The sequence below is a fragment of the Escherichia sp. 10290 genome, from assembly GCF_030295155.1.
Lineage (GTDB): Bacteria > Pseudomonadota > Gammaproteobacteria > Enterobacterales > Enterobacteriaceae > Escherichia > Escherichia coli_F.
In genome coordinates this window covers 987,332-1,004,809 of sequence record NZ_AP025741.1, presented here as the reverse complement: position 1 = coordinate 1,004,809, position 17,478 = coordinate 987,332, and the positions used below count along the sequence as shown (strand labels likewise).

The 17,478-nt window shown below is 50.9% G+C and carries 13 protein-coding genes; 8 read left to right on the top strand and 5 right to left on the bottom strand.

Annotated features, from left to right (window positions below; translation table 11 throughout):
- The first annotated feature begins 83 nt into the window (after positions 1 to 83).
- From QUE74_RS04790 to ybiJ, 4 genes are all read left to right on the top strand, one after another.
- Positions 84 to 2,366, top strand: coding sequence for a catecholate siderophore receptor Fiu (locus QUE74_RS04790; RefSeq protein ID WP_000430061.1), 2,283 nt, complete (start codon positions 84 to 86; stop codon positions 2,364 to 2,366).
- Positions 2,367 to 2,407: 41 nt separating this feature from the next.
- Entirely contained in the window at positions 2,408 to 3,085 is a 678-nt protein-coding gene (gene ybiX / locus QUE74_RS04785) for a PKHD-type hydroxylase YbiX (protein WP_000990147.1), read from the top strand.
- A 73-nt stretch (positions 3,086 to 3,158) separates the two neighbouring features.
- Positions 3,159 to 3,425 carry a C4-type zinc finger protein YbiI gene (ybiI, locus tag QUE74_RS04780; protein ID WP_000146361.1) on the top strand — a complete coding sequence of 89 codons (267 nt, stop codon included), beginning with the start codon at positions 3,159 to 3,161 and terminating at the stop codon, positions 3,423 to 3,425.
- A gap of 264 nt (positions 3,426 to 3,689) precedes the next feature.
- A complete protein-coding gene (ybiJ, locus tag QUE74_RS04775; RefSeq protein ID WP_000849301.1) occupies positions 3,690 to 3,950 on the top strand; it encodes a DUF1471 family protein YbiJ in 261 nt (86 codons plus the stop codon).
- A gap of 139 nt (positions 3,951 to 4,089) precedes the next feature.
- Here ybiJ and hcxB read toward each other — a convergent pair whose 3' ends face one another.
- The 5 genes from hcxB to rhlE form a co-directional block, all read right to left on the bottom strand.
- Positions 4,090 to 5,175 carry a hydroxycarboxylate dehydrogenase HcXB gene (hcxB, locus tag QUE74_RS04770; RefSeq protein ID WP_000443507.1) on the bottom strand — a complete coding sequence of 362 codons (1,086 nt, stop codon included), beginning with the start codon at positions 5,173 to 5,175 and terminating at the stop codon, positions 4,090 to 4,092.
- A gap of 140 nt (positions 5,176 to 5,315) precedes the next feature.
- Positions 5,316 to 6,278: a DNA-binding protein YbiB gene (gene ybiB, locus QUE74_RS04765; RefSeq protein ID WP_000386516.1), complete on the bottom strand. Its 963-nt coding sequence runs from the start codon at positions 6,276 to 6,278 to the stop codon at positions 5,316 to 5,318.
- A gap of 27 nt (positions 6,279 to 6,305) precedes the next feature.
- Positions 6,306 to 8,456, bottom strand: a complete 2,151-nt coding sequence (dinG, locus tag QUE74_RS04760; protein WP_001218643.1) for an ATP-dependent DNA helicase DinG — start codon at positions 8,454 to 8,456, stop codon at positions 6,306 to 6,308.
- Between the two features lie 283 nt (positions 8,457 to 8,739).
- Complete coding sequence (locus tag QUE74_RS04755) at positions 8,740 to 10,752, bottom strand: type III effector (protein ID WP_000340614.1); 2,013 nt, start codon at positions 10,750 to 10,752, stop codon at positions 8,740 to 8,742.
- A 608-nt stretch (positions 10,753 to 11,360) separates the two neighbouring features.
- Positions 11,361 to 12,725, bottom strand: coding sequence for an ATP-dependent RNA helicase RhlE (rhlE, locus tag QUE74_RS04750; RefSeq protein WP_000007085.1), 1,365 nt, complete (start codon positions 12,723 to 12,725; stop codon positions 11,361 to 11,363).
- Between the two features lie 228 nt (positions 12,726 to 12,953).
- Here rhlE and cecR point away from each other — a divergent pair, with 228 nt between their 5' ends.
- From cecR to QUE74_RS04730, 4 genes are read left to right on the top strand one after another with little or no spacing between them, the layout of a single operon-like run.
- Positions 12,954 to 13,625 (top strand): DNA-binding transcriptional regulator CecR, encoded by a 672-nt coding sequence (cecR, locus tag QUE74_RS04745; protein WP_001296991.1) that lies wholly within the window; start codon positions 12,954 to 12,956, stop codon positions 13,623 to 13,625.
- A gap of 2 nt (positions 13,626 to 13,627) precedes the next feature.
- On the top strand, positions 13,628 to 14,623 hold the full coding sequence (hlyD, locus tag QUE74_RS04740) for a secretion protein HlyD (RefSeq protein WP_001296990.1): 996 nt from the start codon (positions 13,628 to 13,630) through the stop codon (positions 14,621 to 14,623).
- Complete coding sequence (locus QUE74_RS04735; protein ID WP_000996108.1) at positions 14,616 to 16,352, top strand: ATP-binding cassette domain-containing protein; 1,737 nt, start codon at positions 14,616 to 14,618, stop codon at positions 16,350 to 16,352. Before hlyD ends, QUE74_RS04735 begins: the two co-directional genes overlap by 8 nt.
- Complete coding sequence (locus QUE74_RS04730) at positions 16,345 to 17,478, top strand: ABC transporter permease (RefSeq protein WP_000070131.1); 1,134 nt, start codon at positions 16,345 to 16,347, stop codon at positions 17,476 to 17,478. Before QUE74_RS04735 ends, QUE74_RS04730 begins: the two co-directional genes overlap by 8 nt.

Genomic DNA, 17,478 nt, shown 5'->3' with positions numbered 1-17,478 from the left:
GGATTAACAGTGGCATCGCATCCGAAGAGAGGCTTTCTCGTGACAGTGAAAATTTCAACATATAAGAAAAAGTCACCTGCAAAATGGAAAACAATCGCAATTTCCCTGCCAGACAATTTCATTCGCTCACGTTCTTTGCCGGTCTTTGTATTGGTATTACGCCTGTGGCACAGGCACTCGCCGCCGAAGGGCAAACTAACGCGGATGACACGCTGGTTGTCGAAGCATCAACGCCTTCGCTTTATGCACCACAACAATCTGCCGATCCGAAATTCTCGCGTCCGGTAGCGGATACGACCCGCACGATGACGGTGATTTCTGAACAAGTGATTAAAGATCAGGGTGCAACCAACCTTACCGACGCGCTCAAAAACGTCCCCGGCGTGGGTGCGTTTTTTGCGGGTGAGAACGGTAACTCCACCACTGGCGACGCCATTTATATGCGTGGTGCCGATACCTCTAACAGTATTTATATTGATGGCATTCGCGATATCGGCAGCGTCTCGCGCGACACCTTCAATACCGAGCAGGTCGAAGTGATTAAAGGGCCGTCCGGCACCGACTACGGGCGCAGCGCACCGACGGGCTCGATCAATATGATCAGCAAGCAGCCGCGCAATGATTCGGGCATTGACGCCTCCGCCAGTATTGGCAGCGCCTGGTTCCGCCGCGGCACGCTGGACGTCAATCAGGTCATTGGTGATACCACCGCGGTGCGCCTGAATGTAATGGGTGAAAAAACGCACGATGCCGGACGCGACAAAGTTAAAAATGAGCGTTACGGCGTCGCCCCTTCTGTCGCTTTTGGCCTTGGCACAGCGAATCGTTTGTATCTTAATTATCTGCATGTCACCCAGCACAACACGCCAGACGGCGGCATTCCGACCATCGGTTTGCCGGGCTATTCTGCCCCATCGGCGGGAACGGCGGCCCTGAATCATTCCGGAAAAGTTGATACGCATAATTTTTATGGCACGGATTCCGATTACGATGATTCGACCACCGACACCGCTACCATGCGTTTTGAGCACGACATTAGCGAGAACACCACTATTCGCAACACTACGCGTTGGTCGCGCGTGAAGCAGGATTACCTGATGACGGCGATTATGGGCGGGGCATCAAATATTACCCAGCCCACCAGCAATGTGGATAGCTGGACCTGGTCCCGTATTGCGAATACTAAAGATGTGAGTAATAAAATTCTCACCAACCAGACCAACCTGACCTCGACGTTCTATACCGGCTCTATCGGTCATGATGTCAGTACCGGCGTGGAATTTACCCGTGAAACACAAACCAACTACGGCGTTAATCCGCTGACGTTACCCGCGGTGAATATTTATCATCCTGGCAGCAGCATTCATCCTGGCGGCCTGACGCGCAACGGCGCAAACGCCAATGGTCAGACGGACACCTTCGCAATTTATGCTTTCGATACGCTGCAAATCACCCGTGATTTTGAGTTGAACGGCGGGATCCGTCTGGATAATTATCATACTGAATATGACAGTGCCACCGCCTGCGGCGGCAGTGGCCGAGGTGCCGTTACCTGCCCAGCTGGCGTGGCGAAAGGTTCTCCGGTCACCACTGTTGACACCGCCAAGTCTGGCAATCTGGTGAACTGGAAAGCCGGGGCGCTGTATCACCTGACGGAAAACGGCAATGTCTATATTAACTATGCCGTTTCCCAGCAGCCGCCGGGTGGCAACAACTTCGCCCTTGCGCAGTCTGGCAGCGGTAACAGTGCCAACCGCACCGATTTTAAACCGCAAAAAGCCAACACCAGCGAGATTGGCACCAAATGGCAGGTTCTGGATAAACGCCTGTTGCTTACCGCCGCGCTGTTCCGTACTGATATCGAAAATGAAGTTGAGCAAAATGACGACGGAACTTACTCGCAATACGGTAAGAAACGCGTCGAAGGCTATGAGATATCCGTGGCCGGGAATATCACTCCCGCGTGGCAGGTGATTGGCGGCTATACCCAGCAAAAAGCAACCATCAAAAACGGCAAAGATGTTGCCCAGGATGGTTCCTCATCGCTGCCCTATACGCCTGAGCACGCCTTCACGTTATGGAGCCAGTATCAGGCAACCGATGATATTTCCGTTGGTGCGGGCGCACGCTATATCGGCAGTATGCATAAAGGTTCTGACGGCGCGGTGGGAACGCCAGCGTTTACCGAAGGTTATTGGGTCGCCGACGCTAAACTGGGGTATCGGGTTAATCGCAATCTCGACTTCCAGCTAAACGTCTACAACCTATTTGATACCGATTACGTCGCCTCAATCAACAAGAGCGGCTACCGTTATCACCCGGGCGAGCCAAGAACCTTCCTGCTCACGGCCAATATGCATTTCTGATTCAGATGTGGGGCGCAGGCCCCACTTTTTGGAGAACTTGTATGATGTACCACATTCCCGGCGTGCTATCGCCAAAGGACGTCGCCCGGTTTCGCGAACAACTGGAACAAGCCGAATGGGTGGATGGACGCGTCACCACCGGCGCACAAGGCGCGCAAGTTAAGAACAATCAACAGGTAGACACCCGCAGCACGTTATACGCCGCCCTGCAAAATGAGGTGCTGAACGCGGTTAACCAACATGCTTTGTTCTTTGCCGCGGCCTTGCCGCGTACCCTTTCCACGCCGCTGTTTAATCGCTATCAGAACAATGAAACCTATGGTTTCCATGTGGATGGCGCAGTACGCAGCCATCCACAAAACGGCTGGATGCGTACTGACCTTTCTGCCACACTGTTTTTAAGCGATCCACAAAGCTACGACGGCGGCGAACTGGTCGTTAATGACACCTTCGGACAACATCGGGTAAAACTCCCGGCAGGCGATCTGGTGTTGTATCCCTCCAGCAGCCTGCACTGCGTGACCCCCGTAACCCGTGGCGTACGGGTGGCATCATTTATGTGGATCCAGTCGATGATCCGCGATGATAAAAAGCGCGCCATGCTGTTCGAACTGGACACCAATATTCAGTCGCTGAAAAGCCGCCATGGCGAAAGTGAAGAGATCCTGTCGCTGCTCAATCTTTATCATAATCTGCTGCGGGAATGGTCGGAGATCTGACGCTTGAACTGCCCGAGTTCGTCCCTATATTAGCTACACTTAACTGTACAAGCATTGATATGGGGAGGACGATATGGCATCCGGTTGGGCTAACGATGACGCCGTCAACGAACAGATCAACAGTACAATTGAAGATGCGATTGCTCGTGCCCGGGGTGAAATTCCGCGTGGCGAGAGCCTGTATGAATGTGAAGAGTGCGGCGCCCCCATCCCGCAGGCCCGTCGGGAAGCCATTCCTGGCGTGCGCTTATGCATTCATTGTCAGCAGGAGAAAGATTTACAAAAACCAGATTATACAGGATATAATCGCAGAGGTTCGAAAGACAGCCAGTTACGTTAACTACAACTGGCGGGATGTATAGCGAGTATAATTTGTATTTTGCGTGGCATTCCGTGCCTTTAACGCTGTCGTGACTGCCACGCTGCATAAAACAAGTCCATAAGTTCAACAAATAAATGGATTATCAGTATGTTAGATATCAATCAATTTATTTGAACAAGGCGGTCAATTCTCTTCGATTTTATCTCTCGAAAAAAAACGTGATACTCATCACATCGACGAAACAACGTCACTTATACAAAAATCACCTGCGAGAGATTAATTATGAAAACTATCAATACTGTTGTTGCTGCTATGGCTCTTTCAACTCTGTCATTTGGCGTGTTCGCGGCGGAACCGGTAACGGCATCCCAGGCACAGAACATGAATAAAATCGGCGTGGTTTCTGCTGATGGCGCATCCACCCTCGATGCCCTGGAAGCGAAACTGGCTGAGAAAGCTGCGGCAGCTGGGGCGAGTGGATACAGCATCACTTCCGCCACCAACAACAATAAATTAAGCGGTACTGCGGTAATTTATAAGTAATTCGTAGGCCGGATAAGGCGTTTACGCTACGTCCAGCACAAGTATTTCCCTGTCTGTTTGCCGACAGACGCATATGCTCTAACCCTCATTGATCCTATGTTACCCTTGTTTGCCCGTCCGTCACTGGACGGGCTTTTTTTTAGCTGGCTAACTGCTGACAGAAAGCCTGCAACACCTCTTCCGGCATACCAATCTGCCGTGCCGCATCACAAATGGCCTGCCAGCTTCCCGCATCCAATGGAATCCCCTGCTCCTGCCGTTCGCGACGCGTGTTAACTTCCCACTCGCCCGGTAGCAAAATCGGCTTATCGTCATCATGCGGCGAGGCTTTCACCCACTCGGCAAAGGCTTCGGTCTGCGCACTACAATCCGGCGCGCCGAACAGTTCCGGGTTGATGATGATAGTGGTCATGCAGTTAATAATGGCATCGGGACTGGTTTGTAACGTTTCCTGATGCGTCGTTTTACCGCCGGAAAGCGCCCCGCCAAGAATTTCACACATCGCCGCGAGGGCGTAGCCTTTATGTTCGGCAAAGGTCAACAACGAACCCAACGGCGACTCCTGCATTACCGCCGGATTTGTCGTCGGTACGCCGTTAACGTCAATCAGACAGCCTGGCGGCACGGGGACGCCTTTATGCCAGGCGACGCGAGTTTTACCAAATGCGATGGCGCTGGTGGCGTAATCGAGCAACAGCGGGAAATTATCTTTACGTGGGAAAACCACACAGAACGGGTTGGTGCCAAAGCGGCTGTCGCGACCGTGGAACGGCGCGACCATTGGAATACCGACCACGCTAACAAAGTGGATAGAGACAAACCCCGCCGCTGCACACTGCTCCGCCCAGTAACCAATACGACCGATGTGATGCGAGTTATGTAGCGCCACGGCGGCTATGCCATGCTGATGCGCTTTCTCAATCCCCAGCGCCATCGCTTCGTGTGCCGCGACCTGACCAAATGCGCGATCGCCATCGAGCGTGACCGCCGCCCCCGCCTCTTTAACGATTTTGGCATGGTGGTTAATTTGCAGATGCCCCTGACTCCAGGAGCGCACATAGCTTGGGATCATGCCAATACCATGTGAATCATGCCCTGCCAGGTTTGCCGCGATTAAATGATCGGCGACTAATTTCGCTTCCTGTTCCTCGCTACCCATCTGACGAAATACAGCCTGAATAAAACTGTGCAGCGTCTGAGCATCAAAGCGATGACCACTTTCCATGATTAACTCCTGTTTATGTTATGTGTTTGTTGTTTTTTTATGCTGCACGCCGGGCGCGGGAAGGTCAATAAAGATGCAGGAATTTCATATTGCGGTGGGGTAAAAGCCGGATGACGTGGCTCATCCGGCTGAGATAAAAATTAAAATGCCTGATTAACGCGCGCCAGGCCATCGCTGATAGTTGCCGCCTCACCTGTTGCCACCAGGCAGCAAGCCATCTGGATTTTCAGCGATTCGGGAATCGGTTCGCTGCCAGCCAGGCAACGCTCAATCCACTGCGCCGTGGTTTCCGGATCTTTTGCTTGTGGCAGTAACTCGCTACCAGCAGTGTCCTGTTTTTCATACAGCACCCGCATCCCTTCACGGTCAATGAGATTGATCTGCGGGCAGCGCTGCGGATTAGCATACACTTCACCTTCAGTACCATGCATTAGTAGCGCCCGCCCGCCGATATCGCTAAAGAACTTCGCGACGCGTCCAATGTATTCCGGATGCGAAACACTAGAAAGACGCAGCGCCTCACCTTCGGCAAATGGCGTCGCCAGTTTCGCCAGGGTATGTGCACTGTTACGCACGCCCATCCGCCAGCGCATCGCCAGTTGTTTTTCCAGCGGCGGGCAAAACGCGCCGACTGGCATAAACACCGGTTGATGTTCGTCGAGCTTCGCCTGCGCCTGCCCGCCGTGCAACGTTGGCGTAATACCCATCAGTTCGAAAATGGTTTCTGTCAGCACGCGGGTTGGATCTTCGCTAACCCCGTGAACCACCACAGGAAAACCGAGCTTGTGCAGGAGAATCGCCAACAACGGCGTCAGGTTAGCCTGTTTACGCGCGCCGTTGTAACTGGGGATGACAATCGGCATCGGCTTGTCTGCAGGCGGCGTCAGCTTGATGGTGTGATTTTGCATGGCTTCGTAAAAGCCGAGCATCTCTGCTTCCCCTTCCCCTTTGATACGCAGCGCAATCAATACGCCGCCCAACTCAAGGTCAGGGACTTCACCATTGAGCATATGGGCATACAGACCGCGCGCAGTATCCCGGTCTAAATCGCGCGCGTGGTTTTTCCCGCGCCCGATCTCTTTAATGATTTTGCGATAGTCCATTTACGACTCCTTACCTGACTCACATCATTAACGCCGCCGACGGCGTGGGGATTTCGTTTTTTCTTTCTTTTTAACTATACCTTCAGGGACTTCCGGTTGCTCTATCGGAAATACCGGTAATGCATCCAGTAGTCGCTTGCCGTAGTTTTTGGTGAGCAAGCGTTTATCGTAAATCACCACTTCGCCCCAGCAACCGTGGCTTCGAATCAGTCGCCCAACCTGCTGAATCAGGTTAAACGAGGCGCTCGGCAGGCTTTGCACCTCAAACGGATAGCGGTTGAGGCTTTTCAGCCATTCCCCTTCGGTGATCACCACCGGACTGTCGATGGGTGGAAAGGCGATTTTGTGGATATGCACCTGGCTGAGCAGATCGCCTTTCAAATCAAGCCCTTCGGCAAATGACTGTAAACCCACCAGCACGCTGCGCTCACCGTTGGCAACGCGTTTGCGGTGCAGTTCAACTAAACGGTAACGCGGCTGATCGCCCTGCACCAGCAGCATCAGACGTAAATCCGTCACATAGTCGAGAAACCGCTGCATCGCCCGTCCGCTGGCAAACAGTACCAACATACCGAGATGTTTTTTGCTCTCCACCTGCTTACGGAAATAGGCCGCCATCTCGGCAATGTGCTGCTCTTCGTTGTCGATGGAAGGCTCAAAGCGCATCCGGGGAATAACAATTTTGCCCTGTTCGCAGTGGTTAAAGGGCGAATCCAGCGCCACAAAGCGGTCACCCGCTTTCTCTTTCAGTCCGCTCATCTCCTGCAAACGCGAAAAACTGTTCAGCGAACGCAAGGTTGCGGAAGTGATAATAATGTGCGGAATACTGCGCCACAGCAGCCTTTCCAGCTGATCGCTGACACGAATACCCACACAGTGAAACCAGAGATGTAGCTGCCCTTCGCGTTCCTCCCGCGTCGCCCATTTGGTCACCGGCGCACCGGAAGATTGCGCCAGAGAAGCCAGCCGCCAGAGTTTGCTTTGCGCCTCGAACATCCCCAACGCGCGGTTCATCTGCAAAATCAACCGATGCAGACGCACAATGTCGTGACTGCCGGTTTTCTCGCTTAAATCGTTAAGAAATAACTCCGCCAGACCACGAAGCATCTCGGTGAGCTTTGCCAGCCGCTGACAGATTTCCAGCACTTCCTCAGGCAGTTCCCCCATTGCAAAACGGTGCTCCGCCTCCTGACCGGCTGGCATGTAGAGATTGAGAATGTTGTTTAACGAGGCGATAAGCTCATACAGCTCTTCACAATGCGCATTCAAACGTTCAGGGATCGCCAGCGGTGGGATGGTCTTCGGGCGAAACTGCTCCATGCAGGTAGCGACCAGTTTCGTGAACAAGTCCAGCTGTAGCCGATACCACGGCGCGGTGATTTCGGCGCTCATCTCCAGCGCATCCCGCGCCACATCCGGCAGGTGATGACCTTCGTCCAGCACCAGCAGTAAATTTTTCGGGTCAGGCAATACGGCTTCGCTTTCCATCGCCGCCATCACCAGCGCATGGTTTGCCACGACAACTTCGGCTTCCTGAATTTCCCGACGAGCGACAAAAAACGGGCATTCGCGATAGTAATAACAGTTGCGGTTGAGGCAGCTGGCTTTGTCGGTACTCAAACGACGCCAGAGATCGTCATCAATGGCGATATCCATATGATCGCGCAGACCATCCCATTTATAAGTGTCGAGATCGCCCTTCAACTTCGCACAACGTTTTTGCTCTTCCTGATTGTTCGGCGTCAGTTCGTCGTCAAGAAACGCCAGCAGATCCTGTTGCGTGGGTTCAGTGCTGGCGAGCGCCGTCAGATTACGCGGGCAAACGTAGCGCCCACGCCCGAAAGCGGCGGTAAATTTAAGATCGGGAATGATCTTTTTCAGCAGCGGTAAATCTTTGCTGTAGATCTGATCCTGCAAGGCCACGTTAGCGGTACTCACCACCAGCGTTTTTTGCTCTTCGCGAGCAATGGCTATGCCGGGGATTAAATAGGAGAGCGTTTTCCCAACGCCGGTGGGTGCTTCAATCGCCAGATGCCGCCCTTCTTCTCCGGCCAGCGTTTTGGCGACGTCCGCAATCATCTGCCGCTGCGGCGCACGGGGAATAAAGTCGGGGATCTGTTCCTGAAGCGCCTTATACCAGGCGGCAATTTGCGCTTTAAGCGCGGCGGTTAATGCCATGAGAAAACCTGAAATACTGTATAAACAGCCAATATTGTGGCATTTTTCGGTTTTCAGGGGTAATGGTTTTTCTGTTTCTGGAAAGCTGCTCGCAATAACGCCCTCTCGCAATATATTTGATTGAAAGTTCGACGGCACAGTGAGCGCCAGTCTTCAGGGCAGAAAACAGCAAGTGATACCGCATTTCGTGGTTACACTTGCCGCCGTCATCGCTTCGCAGGAACCGGTATTGCCCGCCCTGGCCTGAGCCAGGGCCATCAATGCCATTATTCTGCTGCGATCTTTACAGCCATGCGTCTGGCGTCCACTCGGATAAAACTTTAGAAAAACGATATTGTGCGTAGCGGACCATATCACGATATAACGAACTTATACGCAGCTGGTTGGCCTCTTCATTAGACAGATTATTGAAATCAAGCAATACCGCTTTGTATGTATTAAAAGTTTGACTGCTTATCATATTTTCATCTAAAGAGTGAGCTTTAGCCAATAAAGCAAATGCATAACGTTTTAAAATTTTTGACGCATCAGGAATACCGTTAAAGACATTACTGTGAGAAATATTTGCAAATACGGCGGACAGACAGAAAAATATTTTAGATTTATCACTTTCACTGGCCTCTTTGAGATCCAGCATCGTTAATAGATTAGTGTAATGTTTTTCTTTCAAAGTATGCTGTTGCCATTGGTCTGAATCGGTCATCAAAGAGGAAAATAATGATTTAAATTCTGTCGATTGATTATCCGATTCTGGCACAAAGTCTGTTTTTCGCATTATTGCTGACATAAATACATCACGAATATAACCTTTCAATCCAAGAGCATTGAGAATCAATTGGTGTTTCTTATTTTTCTGCGCATATTCCCATCCTTTTGCAAATAAAGGAAATGCACACGTACAAATCGTTTCTGGATCATCTCTGACAACTTCATGGGTATCCTGCAAAGATGGATAAATAGAGTAATTATTCCAGATGGTCTTTTTCTTAACTTCTGGCTCAAGCATTGAGATTAACGCCTGGTGCGATAAGCGCATTACTCGCCCGGAGTTATCGGATGATAACAGGATATAACATTTATTATTTTTATCTAACAATCCTTGCTGCTCATTGAAATTCAATTTTATTTCTGCAGTAACGAATTGTTTTATTTCAGGTAATACCTGATAATTGTGATAAAGGTCAAATGCTAAGTTTTTCTCTTCAACACTTCTGTTTTCAAAAAGCAAATCAACAAATTGAATAAATCTATAATTTTCAGAAACCATCAACTCTGGTCTCTTTAAAAAGAGAGCATAGAAAAAGTTTATTATTTCCGCATCGTTACTCAGATTTTTATTTCTGAAGTAGCACAGATACGTATCCAATGCGCGCATAACAAGTTCATGATCGCTATTAAGTGGGGATTTTAATAATTTTGCTATTATGGACGATGGGAATGCCACTATGTCCCGCAGCGCGAAGAGTTCCATGCCATCAGTTAATTGCGTTAACAAATCTTTTACTGTTTGTATGTTATCAGTATTTTCATTGAAAGATTCGTCTGCCAGAGACTCTAGTTTTTCTATCATCCCCCCGATTACAAATATATCTTTTTCTCTCTCCACGTCATGATTAGACATATCATCGACGATATCTTTAACTTTACTATCACTTTCAAATAGTTTTTCTCTCACACCATTATTGGCGTTTACTACAGAAGTCGCATCATAATAGGATGGCGGAATAATAACAGAGAATTCGTTAGTGAATATAGAATGATATGCAAGATTATCATCATTCAATTTCTCACCAACGTTAAGCGAATTAATATCCCTCAGAATATGCGTCTCAATCTGACTGTCAAAAAGACTTTTAGAAAAACCACTACCTTCAGTCAGTTCAATTTTCATCCTGAGTATTTTATTTTTGAGGTCAGAAAATGTATTTACATAAGGAATAAAAACATCTGATGAATTAGAGTTATTTTTCTTTCCATTAATATTATCTATTCGGACAGTGATCCCTTTCTCATCACGAGGAATTGCATCATTCATATTTATAGAGATAATTTTTTCATGTCTGGATTGGCCGGTTTTAATCGTCATACTGATATCATTTGCGCTGATTTCCGAAATCTCACTGACGAATTTTTTAAAAGCATTATAGCGCTGGTGGCCTGCATTAAATTTGCCAAATGAGATATAATATGCGAAATGTTCAAGGAAACCATGTAATTCCAGTAAATTAACCGGGTCAGAACCCTGCACCATATTTAATAACATCGTCGCATAACCATTACATTTTGAACAATCCATACATCGCTCCTTTGCGCTTGAATGATCTGCGGATCATAAGCCTGGCAAAATGGGGAATCTTACAGAAATCGCTCATTTTTAACTTTTCGTACTGCAAACTCAGGATCAACCGGGTTATGAAAGTCTGCTGCTGTACGGATCTAAACAGGCTGGCAATCAATCTTTCTATCAATAAGCAGAAATGAGCGATTTTTGATAGTTTATTGGAAATGCTAAAGATATACGGTAATGAAACGACTGCACACTTTATTTTGCTTAGGGAGATAGTCGGATACACTATAGACAATGAAAATAATAAAATCAGGGACAGAATCAAGCTAATACTAAATCACATATCTCATAATAATTTTCCAGATGATGAATAAACACTTTATGCAATAGCATGTTTATTCCAGACTTTCCCAGAATTTGTTTATGAATATCAACCAATGTTATTAACAATAAGTGAAATTGCAAAAAGAAATAATTTCATTGCCATTTTAAATACACTAGATAGATCATAAAGCAAATTTATTAAAAACAATAAAATCAGACATGACATTCATGTCTGACCGTGTTACCTGAATACAGGGCAAAAGCCTGTGATACTCTTTTGCCCTTACATGGTATTACTGCGCAGCGGCAGGTTTACGCGGACGGCGACGGCGTTGTTGCTCGCCTGCCGGTTTGGCATCGCCGAGACGACGAGATGGTTTTTCTGCAGGTTTTGCGCTTGCAGATTTTGAGCCACCTTCTCCACGGCGTGGTTGCTGTTGACCGCGACCACCACCTTGCCCACGACCGCCGCCGCCACGTTGCTGGCGACCGTTCTGGATCGGTTCGGCTTTGATTGACGGGTCCGGCTCATAACCCGGAATCGCAATGCGTGGAATCTCTTTTTTCAGCAGTTTTTCGATATCACGCAGAAGTTTGTGTTCATCAACACACACCAGCGATAACGCTTCACCGGTAGCCGCTGCACGACCGGTACGCCCGATACGGTGAACATAATCTTCCGGTACGTTTGGCAGCTCGTAGTTGACGACGTGCGGCAACTCTTCGATATCCAGACCGCGTGCAGCGATGTCAGTTGCCACCAGAACACGAATATCGCCCGATTTAAAATCGGCCAGTGCACGAGTACGCGCACCTTGCGATTTATTACCGTGGATCGCCGCACTGCGGATACCATCTTTATTGAGCTGTTCAGCCAGATGGTTAGCACCGTGTTTGGTACGGGTAAACACCAGCACCTGCTGCCAGTTCCCTTTACCAATCATGTGCGACAGTAATTCGCGTTTACGTTTCTTATCGACAAAGTGAACGTGCTGGGTCACCTGTTCAGACGCGGTATTGCGGCGTGCCACTTCAATTTCCAGTGGGTTATGCAGCAGTTTTTCCGCCAGGTTTTTAATATCGTCAGAGAACGTGGCGGAGAACAACAGGTTCTGGCGCTTCGCTGGCAGCTTAGTCAACACACGACGGATATCGTGGATAAAGCCCATGTCGAGCATACGGTCAGCTTCATCAAGGACAAGAATTTCTATCTGGTCCAGCTTCACTGCATTCTGATGTTCCAGGTCCAGCAGACGTCCCGGCGTTGCCACCAGCACATCAACGCCGCCACGCAGCTTCATCATCTGCGGGTTAATGCTCACACCGCCAAATACGACCAGCGAACGAATGTTCAGGTATTTGCTGTAATCACGGACGTTTTCGCCAATCTGTGCAGCCAGTTCACGGGTTGGGGTAAGAATGAGCGCACGGACCGGACGACGCCCTTTGGCGTGCGGCTGGCGAGTAATCAAATGTTGCAACAGCGGCAGCGTAAAGCCCGCTGTTTTGCCAGTGCCGGTCTGGGCGCTAGCCATAAGGTCGCGGCCTTCCAGCACCGCAGGGATCGCCTGCTGCTGAATAGGGGTGGGTTCACGGTAACCCTGCTCGGCAACGGCGCGCAGGATATCAGGGCTTAAACCCAAAGAATCGAAAGACATAACTACTCCGAACCGCCCCGACCGTTACCGGTGTAGTTTTCAGGGAGATACTGAAAAGGAAAATGACAAAAACCACAATGTCATGAGGGAGCGGAGTGTAGCAGTTTTTGTGACGCAGCGCATAAATTATCCCTGTGACTGGCGTTGCTAAAATTCCTGGTCATACTGGACAACTCCCATATGGAGTCATAATCTTAATCAATCATTTGATTAAGAATGGACTGTGCGATGAATAATCCTGCCATGACAATCAAGGGTGAACAGGCGAAAAAACAGCTGATTGCTGCCGCACTGGCGCAGTTTGGTGAATATGGAATGAACGCCACCACCCGCGAGATAGCCGCCCAGGCCGGGCAGAATATCGCTGCCATCACCTACTACTTCGGTTCGAAAGAAGATTTGTATCTCGCCTGCGCCCAGTGGATTGCCGATTTTATTGGCGAGCAGTTCCGTCCGCACGCTGAAGAAGCCGAACGCTTGTTCGCACAACCACAGCCGGATCGCGCAGCTATTCGTGAACTGATCCTTCGTGCCTGCAGGAACATGATTAAGCTGCTCACCCAGGATGACACCGTCAACCTCAGCAAGTTTATCTCCCGTGAGCAACTCTCTCCTACGGCAGCCTACCACCTGGTGCATGAACAGGTGATTAGCCCGCTACACAGCCACCTTACACGCCTGATTGCCGCCTGGACCGGCTGCGACGCCAACGACACCCGCATGATCCTCCATACCCATGCGTTGATTGGCGAGATTCTGGCGTTTCGTCTTGGCAAAGAAACTATTTTGTTACGTACCGGCTGGACCGCGTTCGATGAAGAAAAGACCGAACTGATCAACCAGACGGTGACCTGTCATATCGACCTGATTTTGCAAGGATTATCGCAAAGGAGTTTGTAGTGATGAAAAAACCTGTCGTGATCGGACTGGCGGTAGTGGTACTTGCCGCCGTGGTTGCCGGAGGCTACTGGTGGTATCAAAGCCGCCAGGATAACGGCCTGACGTTATATGGCAACGTGGATATTCGCACCGTGAATCTTAGCTTCCGTGTCGGTGGTCGCGTTGAGTCGCTGGCCGTGGACGAAGGTGATGCGATTAAAGCGGGCCAGGTGCTGGGTGAACTGGATCATAAGCCGTATGAAATTGCCCTGATGCAGGCAAAAGCGGGTGTTTCGGTGGCACAGGCGCAGTATGACCTGATGCTTGCCGGGTATCGCGATGAAGAAATCGCTCAGGCCGCCGCCGCCGTAAAACAGGCGCAGGCCGCATATGACTATGCGCAGAACTTCTACAACCGCCAGCAAGGGTTGTGGAAAAGTCGCACTATTTCGGCAAACGACCTGGAAAATGCCCGCTCCTCGCGCGACCAGGCGCAGGCAACGCTGAAATCAGCACAGGATAAATTGCGTCAGTATCGCTCCGGTAATCGTGAACAGGACATCGCCCAGGCGAAAGCCAGCCTCGAACAGGCACAGGCGCAACTGGCGCAGGCGGAGCTGAATTTACAGGACTCAACGTTGATAGCCCCGTCTGATGGCACGCTGTTAACCCGCGCGGTAGAGCCTGGCACGGTGCTCAATGAAGGTGGCACAGTCTTTACCGTCTCACTGACACGTCCGGTGTGGGTGCGCGCTTATGTTGATGAACGTAATCTCGACCAGGCCCAGCCGGGGCGCAAAGTGCTGCTTTATACCGACGGTCGCCCGGACAAACCGTATCACGGGCAGATTGGTTTCGTTTCGCCTACCGCTGAATTTACCCCGAAAACTGTCGAAACGCCGGATCTGCGTACCGACCTCGTCTATCGCCTGCGTATTGTGGTGACCGACGCCGATGATGCCTTACGCCAGGGAATGCCGGTGACGGTGCAATTCGGTAACGAGGCAGGACATGAATGATGCCGTTATTACGCTGAACGGCCTGGAAAAACGCTTTCCGGGCATGGACAAGCCCGCTGTCGCGCCACTCGACTGTACCATTCACGCTGGTTATGTGACGGGGCTGGTGGGGCCGGACGGTGCGGGCAAAACCACGCTGATGCGGATGCTGGCGGGATTACTGAAACCCGATAGCGGCAGCGCCACGGTGATTGGCTTTGATCCGATCAAAAACGACGGCGCGCTGCACGCCGTTCTCGGCTATATGCCGCAGAAATTCGGCCTGTATGAAGATCTCACGGTGATGGAGAACCTCAATCTGTACGCGGATTTGCGCAGCGTCACCGGTGAAGCGCGGAAGCAGACTTTTGCTCGCCTGCTGGAGTTTACATCTCTTGGCCCGTTTACCGGACGCCTGGCGGGCAAGCTCTCTGGCGGGATGAAGCAAAAACTCGGCCTGGCCTGTACCCTGGTGGGCGAACCGAAAGTGTTGCTGCTCGATGAACCCGGCGTCGGCGTTGACCCTATCTCACGCCGCGAACTGTGGCAGATGGTGCATGAGCTGGCAGGCGAAGGAATGTTAATTCTCTGGAGCACCTCGTATCTCGACGAAGCCGAACAGTGCCGTGACGTGTTGCTGATGAACGAAGGCGAGTTGCTGTATCAGGGAGAACCGACGGCCCTGACACAAACCATGGCCGGACGTAGCTTTCTGATGACCAGCCCACACGAGGGCAACCGCAAACTACTACAACGCGCCTTGAAACTGCCGCAGGTCAGCGACGGCATGATTCAGGGGAAATCGGTGCGTCTGATCCTCAAAAAAGAGGCCACACCAGACGATATTCGCCATGCCGACGGAATGCCGGAAATTAATATCAACGAAACTACGCCGCGTTTTGAAGATGCGTTTATTGATTTGCTGGGCGGTGCCGGAACCTCAGAATCACCGCTGGGCGCAATATTGCATACGGTGGAAGGTACGCCTGACGAGACGGTGATCGAAGCGAAAGAACTGACCAAGAAATTTGGTGATTTTGCCGCCACCGATCACGTCAACTTTGCCGTCAAACGCGGTGAAATCTTTGGTTTGCTCGGGCCAAACGGCGCAGGGAAATCGACCACCTTTAAGATGATGTGCGGCTTGTTGGTACCGACCTCTGGCCAGGCGCTGGTGCTGGGGATGGATCTGAAAGAGAGTTCTGGCAAAGCGCGCCAGCATCTCGGCTATATGGCGCAAAAGTTTTCGCTCTATGGCAACCTGACGGTCGAACAGAATTTACGCTTTTTTTCTGGTGTGTATGGCTTACGCGGGCGGGCGCAGAACGAAAAAATCGCCCGTATGAGCGAGGCGTTCGGCCTGAAAAGTATCGCTTCCCACGCGACCGATGAACTGCCCTTAGGTTTTAAACAGCGTCTGGCGCTGGCCTGTTCGCTGATGCATGAACCGGACATTCTGTTTCTCGATGAACCGACTTCCGGCGTTGATCCCCTCACCCGCCGTGAATTTTGGTTGCATATCAACAGCATGGTAGAGAAAGGCGTCACGGTAATGGTCACCACCCACTTTATGGATGAAGCAGAATATTGTGACCGCATCGGCCTGGTGTATCGTGGGAAATTAATCGCCAGCGGCACGCCAGATGATTTGAAAGCGCAGTCGGCCAACGACGAGCAACCCGATCCCACAATGGAGCAGGCCTTTATTCAGTTGATCCACGACTGGGATAAGGAGCATAGCCATGAGTAATCCGATCCTGTCCTGGCGTCGCGTGCGGGCGCTGTGCGTCAAAGAGACGCGGCAGATCGTTCGCGATCCGAGTAGCTGGCTGATTGCAGTGGTGATCCCACTGTTGCTGCTGTTTATATTTGGCTACGGCATTAACCTCGACTCCAGCAAGCTGCGGGTCGGGATTTTGCTGGAACAGCGTAGCGAAGCGGCGCTGGATTTCACCCATACCATGACCGGTTCGCCCTACATCGACGCCACCATCAGCGATAACCGTCAGGAATTGATCGCCAAAATGCAGGCGGGAAAAATTCGTGGCCTGGTGGTGATTCCGGTGGATTTCGCCGAACAGATGGAGCGCGCCAACGCTACCGCGCCGATTCAGGTGATCACCGACGGCAGTGAGCCAAATACCGCTAACTTTGTACAAGGTTATGTCGAAGGGATCTGGCAGATCTGGCAAATGCAGCGGGCAGAGGACAACGGGCAGACTTTTGAACCGCTTATCGACGTCCAGACTCGCTACTGGTTTAACCCGGCGGCGATTAGCCAGCACTTTATTATCCCCGGCGCGGTAACCATCATCATGACGGTTATCGGCGCGATTCTCACCTCGCTGGTGGTGGCGCGAGAATGGGAACGCGGCACCATGGAGGCGTTACTCTCTACGGAGATAACCCGCACGGAACTGTTGCTGTGTAAGCTGATCCCTTATTACTTCCTTGGGATGCTGGCGATGTTGCTGTGTATGCTGGTGTCAGTGTTTATTCTCGGCGTGCCGTATCGCGGGTCGCTGCTGATTCTGTTTTTTATCTCCAGCCTGTTTTTGCTCAGTACTCTGGGAATGGGACTGCTGATTTCCACAATTACCCGCAACCAGTTCAACGCCGCACAAGTTGCCCTGAACGCCGCTTTTCTGCCGTCGATTATGCTTTCCGGCTTTATTTTTCAGATCGACAGTATGCCAGCAGTGATCCGCGCGGTAACGTACATTATTCCCGCACGTTATTTCGTCAGCACCCTGCAAAGCCTGTTCCTCGCCGGGAATATTCCAGTGGTGCTGGTGGTGAACGTGCTGTTTTTGATCGCTTCGGCGGTGATGTTTATCGGCCTGACGTGGCTGAAAACCAAACGTCGGCTGGATTAG